This is a genomic window from Pantoea sp. sgz302252 (assembly GCF_047713085.1).
GTDB lineage: Bacteria > Pseudomonadota > Gammaproteobacteria > Enterobacterales > Enterobacteriaceae > Scandinavium.
In genome coordinates, this window is sequence record NZ_JBLFJW010000023.1 from 66,202 (window position 1) to 76,773 (window position 10,572).

The window sequence follows — 10,572 nt, forward strand, 5'->3', positions numbered from 1 at the left end:
ATTACGCAGCAGGCAACTCAGCCAGCGGCCAGCGAGGACGCACGGTGACGCCGAGGCCCGCGTTTTCGCCGGTTTTGAGACGAACCATGCCCGCGTAGGCAATCATCGCGCCGTTATCGGTGCAAAATTCCGGACGTGCATAAAACACTTCGCCTTTACGCTTATGCATCATCTCGGCAAGTTTTGCGCGCAGCGTGCGGTTAGCGCTTACGCCACCGGCCATCACCAGACGCTTAAAGCCAGTCTGATCTAACGCACGACGGCACTTGATCATCAGCGTATCCACGACAGCATCTTCAAACGCACGCGCGATATCAGCGCGAGTCTGATCGTCAGTGCCATTTGAACGAATGGTGTTGGCTGCGAAGGTCTTCAGGCCGGAGAAACTGAAGTCCAGACCTGGACGGTCCGTCATCGGACGTGGGAAGACAAAGCGCCCTTCCGCCCCTTGCGAAGCCATTTTCGACAGCATTGGGCCGCCAGGATAATCAAGCCCCAGCAGTTTGGCTGTTTTATCGAACGCTTCCCCGGCGGCATCGTCGATAGATTCGCCGAGCAGTTCATATTCGCCAATACCCGTCACGCTGATAAGCTGAGTGTGGCCGCCGGAGACCAGCAGCGCTACAAATGGGAATTCCGGCGGGTTATCTTCCAGCATCGGAGCCAGTAAATGGCCTTCCATATGGTGAACCGGAATCGCAGGCACGTTCCAGGCGAACGCAAGAGAACGCCCTACCGTTGCGCCAACCAGCAGCGCGCCAACCAGGCCAGGGCCCGCGGTGTAGGCGACAGCATCAATATCTTGCGCCGTTAAATTTGCTTCTTTCAGGGCAGCCTGAATCAGCGGAACGGTTTTCCGCACATGGTCGCGGGAGGCCAGTTCTGGCACAACGCCGCCGTAGTCAGCGTGCAGTTTCACCTGACTATACAATTGGTTGGCTAACAATCCGTTTACATCGTCGTAAATGGCGATGCCAGTTTCATCACAGGATGTTTCGATTCCCAGTACACGCATGTTTGCTTTTACCTCGTTTCAATACCGCGCAGTGTAGGGCGAATGCGGGTCGATGTATACCCTGAGGGGTGACTTCGTGTATACTCTTCCCCCTTACAAAAGTCCCGTTCAAAAACGGCATTGGTGCTTTACAAAGCAGCAGGAGTTGCAGTAAAATTCCGCACCATTTTGAAATAAGCTGGCGTTGATGCCAGCGGCAAACCGAATTTATCAAAGGTGAGAGTTACATGCCGGTAATTAAAGTACGTGAAAACGAGCCGTTCGACGTAGCACTGCGTCGCTTCAAGCGTTCCTGTGAAAAAGCAGGTGTTCTGGCGGAAGTTCGTCGTCGTGAGTTCTATGAAAAACCAACGACCGAACGTAAGCGCGCTAAAGCTTCTGCTGTGAAACGTCACGCGAAGAAACTGGCTCGCGAAAACGCACGCCGCACTCGTCTGTACTAATCTGTTGAGAGCGCACGCTCTCAATCCAGACCGAGTTTAAGCTGTAAAGGCCGTGCTTCCGGAAGGAATGCGCGGCTTATTTTCGTTTATAAAACTGATAAATAACGAGGCTTATGGCTGGACGTATCCCACGTGTCTTTATCAATGACTTGCTGGCTAGAACGGACATCGTCGATCTTATCGATGCACGGGTTAAGCTGAAAAAGCAGGGCAAAAATTATCACGCGTGTTGTCCCTTCCATAACGAAAAAACGCCTTCGTTCACCGTCAACGGTGAGAAACAGTTTTACCACTGCTTCGGCTGTGGTGCGCACGGTAACGCCGTCGACTTTCTGATGAACTACGACAAGCTCGAGTTTGTGGAAACCGTCGAAGAACTGGCGGCCATGCACAACCTTGAAGTGCCGTACGAAGCAGGCTCCGGCCCCACCCAGATAGAACGCCATCAGCGGCAAAGTCTCTATCAGTTAATGGAAGGCCTGAGCACGTTTTATCAGCAATCCCTGAATCAACCCACCGCAGCCCCTGCGCGTCAGTATCTGACGAAACGCGGTTTGAGCAGCGAAGTCATCGCCCGTTTTGCGATTGGCTATGCGCCGCCAGGCTGGGACAACGTATTAAAGCGTTTTGGCAACAACCGCGAAAATCAGCAATCACTGACCGACGCAGGCATGTTAGTCACTAACGATCAGGGACGCAGTTACGATCGTTTCCGCGAACGAGTGATGTTCCCCATTCGCGATAAACGTGGCCGGGTGATTGGGTTTGGCGGGCGTGTGCTGGGCGATGCCCTGCCAAAGTACCTCAACTCCCCGGAAACCGATATTTTCCATAAAGGCCGCCAGCTTTACGGCCTTTATGAAGCGCAACAAAGCGAAGCTGAACCGCAGCGTCTGCTGGTGGTCGAAGGCTATATGGATGTGGTGGCACTGGCGCAATACGACATCAACTATGCCGTTGCGTCACTGGGTACCTCGACCACGGCCGATCACATTCAGCTGCTGTTTCGGGTGACGAACAACGTTATCTGTTGTTACGACGGAGACCGCGCAGGACGAGACGCCGCATGGCGCGCCCTGGAAACCGCGCTGCCATACATGACCGACGGTCGTCAGTTGCGCTTTATGTTTCTGCCGGATGGCGAAGATCCGGATACGCTGGTGCGCAAAGAAGGCAAAGCGGCGTTCGAAGCGAGGATGGAGCAGGCACAGCCGCTCTCCACGTTTTTGTTTAACAGCCTGATGCCACAGGTCGATTTGAGTAGCCCGGACGGGCGAGCACAGCTCAGTACGCTGGCGCTGCCGCTGATTACTCAGGTTCCTGGCGAAACGCTGCGCATCTATTTGCGTCAGGAGTTAGGGAAAAAGCTCGGCATTCTTGATGATGCCCAGCTTGAGCGTTTAATGCCAAAACAGGCAGAAAATGGCACCGCCCGCCCTGCTCCACAGCTAAAACGCACGACCATGCGTATACTGATAGGGTTACTGGTGCAAAACCCCGAGCTTGGCGCTCTGGTTCCACCCCTGACCGGGCTTGATCCGAAAAAGCTGCCCGGACTTGGCTTATTTTCTGAACTGGTCAACACTTGTCTGTCACAACCCGGACTGACAACCGGCCAGCTTCTGGAGCAGTATCGCGGCACAAATGAAGCCGCTACCCTTGAAAAACTGTCGATGTGGGACGATATAGCAGATAAGGAAATCGCTGAGAAAACGTTCACCGACTCACTGAACCATATGTTCGATTCACTGTTAGTCCAGCGGCAAGAAGAGTTGATAGCTCGAGACCGCACACACGGGTTAAGCAGTGATGAACGCCGGGAACTCTGGACACTGAACCAGGAACTGGCCAAAAAATGAATTCAACGGCTTAAGTGCCGAATAGCAATCGGGACGATCCCGAAGGCCGCACCGAGGCGCAGCGGCAATAATATAAGCAGGCCCTCGCTTTAAAAGTCGGTAACTTGTTTTCGCCGACCGACACCAATCAATGAATTAAGTGTGGATACCGTCTTATGGAGCAAAACCCGCAGTCACAGCTTAAACTTCTTGTTACCAAGGGCAAGGAGCAAGGCTATCTGACCTATGCCGAGGTCAATGACCATCTGCCGGAAGATATCGTCGACTCCGATCAGATCGAAGACATCATCCAGATGATCAACGACATGGGCATTCAGGTGATGGAAGAAGCACCGGATGCCGATGATCTGTTGCTTGCTGAAAACTCAAACAACACCGACGAAGATGCGGAAGAAGCTGCCGCACAGGTGCTGTCGAGCGTTGAGTCTGAAATCGGACGTACCACCGACCCGGTGCGCATGTACATGCGCGAAATGGGTACCGTTGAACTGCTGACCCGCGAAGGCGAAATCGATATTGCCAAGCGTATCGAAGACGGCATCAACCAGGTACAGTGCTCCGTTGCTGAATACCCGGAAGCAATCACCTATCTGCTTGAGCAGTACGATCGCGTTGAAGCGGCAGAAGCTCGTCTGTCCGATCTGATCACCGGTTTCGTCGATCCTAACGCCGAAGAAGATCTGGCCCCAACCGCCACTCACGTCGGGTCTGAACTCTCTCAGGAAGAGATGGCTGACGACGAAGAGGAAGACGAAGAAGAAGACGACGATTCCAGCGACGATGACAACAGCATCGACCCGGAACTGGCTCGTGAAAAATTCGGCGAACTACGTACCCAGTACGAACTTGCACGTGACACCATCAAAGCGAAAGGCCGCAGCCATGCCGCCGCTCAGGAACAAATTCTGAAGCTGTCTGAAGTCTTCAAACAGTTCCGCCTGGTGCCAAAACAGTTCGATTATCTGGTCAACAGCATGCGTACCATGATGGAGCGCGTTCGCGTTCAGGAACGTATCATCATGAAGCTGTGCGTTGAACAGTGCAAAATGCCGAAGAAAAACTTCATCACTCTGTTCACCGGTAACGAAACCAGCGAAACCTGGTTCAACGCCGCCGTCGCAATGAACAAGCCGTGGTCTGAAAAACTGAACGACGTAAAAGAAGACGTTCAGCGCGGCCTGCAGAAACTGCAGCAGATTGAAGAAGAGACCGGCCTGACCATCGAGCAGGTTAAAGACATCAACCGTCGCATGTCCATCGGTGAAGCGAAAGCCCGCCGTGCGAAGAAAGAGATGGTTGAAGCGAACTTACGTCTGGTGATTTCTATCGCCAAGAAATACACCAACCGTGGTCTGCAGTTCCTCGACCTGATTCAGGAAGGCAACATCGGCCTGATGAAAGCGGTAGACAAGTTCGAATACCGTCGTGGTTACAAGTTCTCCACCTACGCAACCTGGTGGATCCGTCAGGCGATCACCCGTTCGATCGCGGATCAGGCGCGCACCATCCGTATTCCGGTGCATATGATTGAGACTATCAACAAGCTCAACCGTATCTCCCGCCAGATGCTGCAGGAAATGGGCCGTGAGCCAACGCCGGAAGAACTGGCAGAACGCATGCTGATGCCGGAAGACAAGATCCGCAAAGTGCTGAAAATTGCCAAAGAGCCTATCTCCATGGAAACCCCAATCGGTGACGATGAAGATTCACATCTGGGCGATTTCATCGAGGATACTACCCTCGAACTGCCGCTGGATTCTGCAACCACAGAAAGCCTGCGTGCGGCAACGCACGACGTGCTGGCCGGTCTGACCGCGCGTGAAGCGAAAGTCCTGCGTATGCGTTTCGGTATCGACATGAACACCGACCACACGCTGGAAGAAGTGGGTAAACAGTTCGACGTGACCCGCGAACGTATCCGTCAGATTGAAGCGAAGGCGTTGCGTAAACTGCGTCACCCGAGCCGTTCTGAAGTGCTGCGTAGCTTCCTCGACGATTAATCTTTTCTTCGTTCAGATAAAAGCCCCGATATCGCATCGGGGCTTCAGACTGCCGACAAAGAAGGAAAAAGCGTGGTTTTTCCTTCTTTGTGGTTATCAGCCGAAAATCAATAAATTGATTTTCCTTGTTTTTTATTCGATACCCTATGACAGATCTCATTCGTTAGAGGTTTGTCATCACTCTCAAGCCCCGATATCGCATCGGGGCTTTTTTTTACGTCATAGCTGAGCAGGCACCCATTTCGGGTCGTCAGGAAGCGGAATCAACCCTGAACTCGCCCCGTTAATCCCATACACCTGGACATTTTGTTCATTGACCAGGAACTGGGTTTGCAGAGTGGTAATAAAGCTGTCGATATCCGGGGAATCATCTGCGGATTGGCAAGCATCCACAAAAATCCGCCCCTTATATCCCTCCGGGAATACAGTAGCCATGTTGAGATAACACTGATCGCCACTGAGATAAAACGCCGCAGTGTGATCGCCAATTACTGGCTGGCCTTCATCCCCCTGAAATGCACCGTGAGCAATAATAAACAGATCTTCATCGCGACTCAGCTTTGGAAGCTCATTACGAAAAATTTGGTGGCGAAGACCATATATTTTTGGCGCCTTGCGTATCGATGCATCGGCAATGCGTACCAGTCGCGGGTCGTCCGTACAAACGATAATGATCATACTCATTCCCCCAGGGGTTATTTAACGGTCCAGGTGTTGTCGAGGTTCAGCACGGCATCCACGTTGTAGACATTTGGGTTGAACACGATTTTCTGAGCATTGGTGATGGACTCAATATCCAGCACCTCGCCCACCTGATAATCGCCAAACGTCACCCAGTATTCCGGATGCGGGGTGAAGCTGAAGGTCATATTCGGCTGAGCGGGTTTGGCAAACGTGCCCGCACCGGACATGCCAATCCCAACCGACGCCTTATCAAAAGGTACGGTGCCGTCGTTATGCACATACAACGTGCCTGCACGAGCCGCGGTCTGCTGGTTGGTAAAAGTCAGTGCCTGCTGCTGAGAAGAAAACGTGACGCTGTTATTGCTCGTCAACCCGGCAGGCCAGACTTGTGAAGCATCGAAGACGACGCCAGGGACCAGCGGGCCGGTTTCGTCCCAAATGAAGGAGTAATCGATATTCCAGTTGAACTGCACATGTGTGGTTGGATGGGCGACTTTCGCAAACCAGGCCAGCGACATAACGGTAGGGTCGTTAAGGTCAGGCAACGTCTGATAAACGCAGATTTTGCCAACGTTGCGGGTATTATTTTGCACTTTCAAAGTATATTGTTGAGACATAGTTAATTCCTCATTGATTTATGATGTTGTGTTTTTTTGCATTAATGATAAATAGCGTAACTCAGAGTGATTCACCTCCTTTCATTTTTTCCGATGATGAGCGTATCATTCTTATATTTCGCATACTGACACCAAATGCCCTGGTTAAATCCATTGAAGGAACATTCTCCCGCATTGCCATTTGCATAGCCGCGCGCCGGATAGAAATAAAAACACCCCACGCCGAAGGAAGCTCAATATTCCCTGATGAGTCCACTCTTTTTAAAAGACGTTGATACTGCTCTCTCGACATCTCCACGCCATAAAGGCGGATAAAACGGCTGACTTCTTTAGGGAGATAGAGTTTGCGCCCGCCATGGCGGTCCATCAACCGGAAGAGCGTTGCAAAGCCGCACAGACCGGCAATCTCAGCGGCAACCCATGGCATCGCTGACAGAACGTACTGCTGATAGCTTTCACAAAATTCAATCAGCTCTTTTTCCGTTTCTGAACTTATTGCTGGTAAACCTGAAAAAATGAGTGGATATATCTGCGATAAATGATCGTTTATTTTATTATTCATACTTACCTCATTCGGGATTTCTCTGCGCGATTAAAATTGCAGAGGCATGTTCTGAGGTAAAGTATTAACAATGAAAAAGGAGATGCACACGGAGGAAGTGTTCCCCCGTATTTTCTTTGGCATATATATAGTGAAGAGCGGTTAACGATAATTTAAGCAATGCTACATGTGTCATTCACTTTATTATTAAAACGGCAATGAAGTTAAAATCCTCGAGCGGATAAAGCGTCATCAAGTTCACGATACGCCTCAACAAGTTTATCGAGGGTAATCCGGCTCAGCCCACTCGGGTTGGGCAGGATCCACACCTCAGTATCCCCCACTGTGACGTCCTGCTTGCCCCACTGCGCACCACGCTGGCTGAACGCCTGCTCAAACGCCTGTTTCCCCAAAATGGCCAGCGCCATTGGCTGATAGTCCTGCATTTTGGTGATAAGCCCCCGGCCCCCTTCACGTAGCTCGTGCAGCGCCACTTCGCTGGCCTGCACCGTAGGGCGCTCAACCAGCTTAGTCACGCCACAACCGTAATCCAGCATCTGCTCAGCCTCTTCAGGTTTAAGCTGACGGTCGGTAAACCCGGCTAAATGCAGCACTTTCCAGAAACGATTAGCCGGATGAGCAAAAGGCAGCCCCAGATGCGCAGAAGACTTACCCGGATTGATACCACAGAAGACCACCCGCAACCCGGGCTTAAGAATATCCTTGACCATGACAGAACTCGACGGAGGGAATGAGTGGGAAAGTATAAGAGATTGATAAGCCATTGTTTATAAAAACAGCACCCGCAGCACATTTACTGGATTGGCTTCGGGAGTTCCTTTATAATTCCCCGCCACGGCCCCTTAGCTCAGTGGTTAGAGCAGGCGACTCATAATCGCTTGGTCGTTGGTTCAAACCCAACAGGGGCCACCAAATTTTAGCTTTAGAATCATATAATTAAGCCACTCGACAGAGTGGCTTTTTTGTTTTATCTACCGCGCTATGTCGCATAAATGGCGTGGCGGCAGTCAACACCTTGCTTTCCATTCGGGCACGGCTGACTCAGACCAGTGCCTGCAGCTCTTCTCTCATGTACGCAGAAAAGTACTCCGGATCTTTAATCACCAGACGCTCACCGGCGTTGATTTTGTCAGCCCAGCCGGCCACTTTCTGAGTGAATCCCTCATCCCAGCCTTCCTGGCTGCCTCGGGCCATCACATCTTCGGCAGTGACGGGTTCGCCCAACTCTTTCAGATACTTCAAAATTCCTTTCGTCGTGCTTTCGTCCATAGGCTGGGGAGCAGGAACAGAAGTATTCATACCATTGATGAAGTCCAATGCTTTATCGATTACTGGTGCCATATTCATATCCTTAAAATTATCCAGACACTGTACAGGGTTATAATATCGCCCAATTTTTACTTAAACATCAAAGCGTTTATTCACTTAACCCACACTAAATGCCTCAAATGTGAACTAAGTATGACTGACTGATGTTGAGCTGCAAGTTTGCTCTTACTCTCTTTCGCACAACCCCTAAGAGTGGCTCATCCGCGATGAGTGCATATAGCCAAAATCTCCAATTTTGCAACCCAAAATCGATTAAAAATCCTAAATTAGTCCATATTCGTATTTTTGTTGTTTGAACATTTCCAAAACTGTGTTTAAAGTAACCAGAAATGTAAACAAATGTCATTAAGTGCATTCGTAACGTAAATAACTAAAAGCAACAGGATCAGGGATGAAAGCTTTATACCCGCTGTGGGTGCTACTGGTATTCAGTCAATCTGTCTTTGCAGCACCGTTGTCACCTGCAGATCGCAACAGCATCGAGCAACAGCAGCAGCAATTGCTCCTTCAGAACCAGCAACAGCGTGAGTCGCTGAAGCGTGCTGCGCCGTTAATTCGTCCGTCGCAACCTGAACTCCCTGCCTCAACTTCCGGGCCTTGTTTCACTGTCCATCGCATTGTGCTCGACGATGTCACGCTTATTGATGCCCGCAAGCAACAAAAATTACTCGCTCCCTGGCTGAATCAGTGCCTGGATATGGCTCGTATCAATCAACTCACGAATACCGTTTCCGACTGGTATATCAGCCGGGGATATATCACCAGCCGCGCTTTTCTGACGGAACAAGATTTACGCTCAGGTGAACTGCATTTAGCCATTCTGGAAGGTCGACTCGAAAAAATTCGCATGGACGGCGCGCCGGAACGCGAGCTGAAAATGGCGTTCCCGGGGCTTGAAGGCCATATTCTTAACCTGCGCGATATTGAACAAGGCATGGAGCAAATTAACCGCGCCCGCACCACGCCAGTACAGATTGAAATATTGCCGGGGAGCAAGCAGGGCTGGTCGATTGCTAATTTGACCGCCACACCGGAATTTCCTCTTTCCGGATCGGTGAGTGTTGATAATAGCGGTCAGAAAAGCACGGGCGTGGGGCAAATTAATGCCGGGTTGACGGGCAACAACCTGTTAGGGCTGGCCGACAGCTGGTTTGTCAGCGGCGGGCGCAGCAGCGCGTTTTCAAATTCTAAAGATGCGCAGAACTTTGCCGCAGGTGTCAGCGTGCCTTACGGCTACAGCCTGTTTGACTACAGCTACAGCTGGAACAACTACCTCAGCACCATCGATAACAATGGCTATATCTGGCGCTCCAGCGGTGACACCGAAACGCACCGCTTCAATTTTTCCCACGTTCTGTTCCGCAATGGCGATATCAAAACGGGCGTGTCTGTTGGCCTGAGCCACCGCATCAACCGCAATTATCTGGATGACATTTTGCTGCAAAGCAGCAGCCGCAAGCTCACCAGCCTGCTGTTTGGCGTGAATCACACGCAGAAAATCCTTGGCGGGGTGGCGACACTGAACCCAACGTTCAGCCGCGGCATGCCGTGGTTTGATGCCGAAAATGACGGCAATAAGAACGGCGATTTACCTAAAGCCCAGTTCCGCAAATGGAGCCTTAACGCCAGCTATCAGCGCCCTGTTGCCGACAACTTATGGTGGCTGGCAAGTGCTTACGGCCAGTGGACACCCGATCGGCTGTACGGCAGCGAGCGCATGACCATCGGCGGTGAAAGCTCGGTTCGCGGATTCAAAGAACAAAGCATCTCCGGTGACAACGGCGCGTACTGGCGTAACGAACTCAACTACACGCTGTTCACGCTGCCGGTCATCGGTCAGGTCAATGCCTTAGCCGCGATTGATGGCGGCTGGCTGCACTCCGACAGGCTCGATCCGTATGCCGGAGGCACCCTCTGGGGCACAGCCGCCGGGCTCAGCACCGCCAACCGTTGGGTCTCGACCTCATTCACTGTCGGGCTCCCTCTTGTTTACCCGGACTGGCTCGGGCCAGACCACGTCAGCATTTACTACCGCGTTGCCGTCGCGTTTTAAAGGATTATCA

Annotated in this window: 10 protein-coding genes and 1 tRNA gene; 5 read left to right on the forward strand and 6 right to left on the reverse strand. The window is 51.6% G+C overall.

Translation table 11 applies throughout. The features are described from left to right. Position 1: 1 nt before the first annotated feature. Complete coding sequence (gene tsaD / locus ACLW56_RS17155) at positions 2-1,015, reverse strand: tRNA (adenosine(37)-N6)-threonylcarbamoyltransferase complex transferase subunit TsaD (RefSeq protein WP_330984949.1); 1,014 nt, start codon at positions 1,013-1,015, stop codon at positions 2-4. A gap of 227 nt (positions 1,016-1,242) precedes the next feature. Between tsaD and rpsU the strand changes: the two genes are divergently transcribed. The 3 genes from rpsU to rpoD all read left to right on the forward strand — a co-directional run bounded on the left by rpsU (position 1,243) and on the right by rpoD (position 5,317). Continuing rightward, positions 1,243-1,458 carry a 30S ribosomal protein S21 gene (gene rpsU, locus ACLW56_RS17160; RefSeq protein WP_001144069.1) on the forward strand — a complete coding sequence of 72 codons (216 nt, stop codon included), beginning with the start codon at positions 1,243-1,245 and terminating at the stop codon, positions 1,456-1,458. Between the two features lie 113 nt (positions 1,459-1,571). Beyond that, complete coding sequence (dnaG, locus tag ACLW56_RS17165; RefSeq protein WP_330984950.1) at positions 1,572-3,317, forward strand: DNA primase; 1,746 nt, start codon at positions 1,572-1,574, stop codon at positions 3,315-3,317. Between the two features lie 155 nt (positions 3,318-3,472). After that, on the forward strand, positions 3,473-5,317 hold the full coding sequence (gene rpoD, locus ACLW56_RS17170) for an RNA polymerase sigma factor RpoD (protein ID WP_330984951.1): 1,845 nt from the start codon (positions 3,473-3,475) through the stop codon (positions 5,315-5,317). 219 nt (positions 5,318-5,536) lie between these two features. Here rpoD and ACLW56_RS17175 read toward each other — a convergent pair whose 3' ends face one another. The 4 genes from ACLW56_RS17175 to mug form a co-directional block, all read right to left on the reverse strand. After that, positions 5,537-5,995, reverse strand: coding sequence for a hypothetical protein (locus ACLW56_RS17175; RefSeq protein ID WP_330984952.1), 459 nt, complete (start codon positions 5,993-5,995; stop codon positions 5,537-5,539). A 17-nt stretch (positions 5,996-6,012) separates the two neighbouring features. Beyond that, positions 6,013-6,618, reverse strand: a complete 606-nt coding sequence (locus ACLW56_RS17180; protein ID WP_330984953.1) for a protein rhiA — start codon at positions 6,616-6,618, stop codon at positions 6,013-6,015. Positions 6,619-6,679: 61 nt separating this feature from the next. Beyond that, positions 6,680-7,180 carry a hypothetical protein gene (locus tag ACLW56_RS17185; protein WP_330984954.1) on the reverse strand — a complete coding sequence of 167 codons (501 nt, stop codon included), beginning with the start codon at positions 7,178-7,180 and terminating at the stop codon, positions 6,680-6,682. A 203-nt stretch (positions 7,181-7,383) separates the two neighbouring features. Continuing rightward, complete coding sequence (mug, locus tag ACLW56_RS17190; protein ID WP_330984955.1) at positions 7,384-7,890, reverse strand: G/U mismatch-specific DNA glycosylase; 507 nt, start codon at positions 7,888-7,890, stop codon at positions 7,384-7,386. Between the two features lie 126 nt (positions 7,891-8,016). Here mug and ACLW56_RS17195 point away from each other — a divergent pair. Further along, positions 8,017-8,092: transfer RNA gene (locus tag ACLW56_RS17195), tRNA-Ile, on the forward strand. 129 nt (positions 8,093-8,221) lie between these two features. Here the strand turns inward: ACLW56_RS17195 and ACLW56_RS17200 are convergent. Continuing rightward, complete coding sequence (locus tag ACLW56_RS17200; RefSeq protein WP_330984956.1) at positions 8,222-8,521, reverse strand: DUF1889 family protein; 300 nt, start codon at positions 8,519-8,521, stop codon at positions 8,222-8,224. Between the two features lie 379 nt (positions 8,522-8,900). On the opposite strand from ACLW56_RS17200, the gene ACLW56_RS17205 reads away from it, so the two are divergent. Then, complete coding sequence (locus ACLW56_RS17205; RefSeq protein ID WP_330984957.1) at positions 8,901-10,562, forward strand: ShlB/FhaC/HecB family hemolysin secretion/activation protein; 1,662 nt, start codon at positions 8,901-8,903, stop codon at positions 10,560-10,562. Positions 10,563-10,572: the final 10 nt, after the last annotated feature.

Excerpts from the sequence above, each read along its gene's own strand:
- tsaD (WP_330984949.1), bottom strand. The coding sequence starts at position 1,015 with ATGCGTGTACTGGGAATCGAAACATCCTGTGATGAAACTGGCATCGCC.
- rpoD (WP_330984951.1), top strand. The coding sequence starts at position 3,473 with ATGGAGCAAAACCCGCAGTCACAGCTTAAACTTCTTGTTACCAAGGGC.
- ACLW56_RS17175 (WP_330984952.1), bottom strand. The coding sequence starts at position 5,995 with ATGATCATTATCGTTTGTACGGACGACCCGCGACTGGTACGCATTGCC.
- ACLW56_RS17180 (WP_330984953.1), bottom strand. The coding sequence starts at position 6,618 with ATGTCTCAACAATATACTTTGAAAGTGCAAAATAATACCCGCAACGTT.
- ACLW56_RS17185 (WP_330984954.1), bottom strand. The coding sequence starts at position 7,180 with ATGAATAATAAAATAAACGATCATTTATCGCAGATATATCCACTCATT.
- ACLW56_RS17205 (WP_330984957.1), top strand. The coding sequence starts at position 8,901 with ATGAAAGCTTTATACCCGCTGTGGGTGCTACTGGTATTCAGTCAATCT.
- rpsU (WP_001144069.1), top strand. The coding sequence starts at position 1,243 with ATGCCGGTAATTAAAGTACGTGAAAACGAGCCGTTCGACGTAGCACTG.
- mug (WP_330984955.1), bottom strand. The coding sequence starts at position 7,890 with ATGGTCAAGGATATTCTTAAGCCCGGGTTGCGGGTGGTCTTCTGTGGT.
- dnaG (WP_330984950.1), top strand. The coding sequence starts at position 1,572 with ATGGCTGGACGTATCCCACGTGTCTTTATCAATGACTTGCTGGCTAGA.
- ACLW56_RS17200 (WP_330984956.1), bottom strand. The coding sequence starts at position 8,521 with ATGGCACCAGTAATCGATAAAGCATTGGACTTCATCAATGGTATGAAT.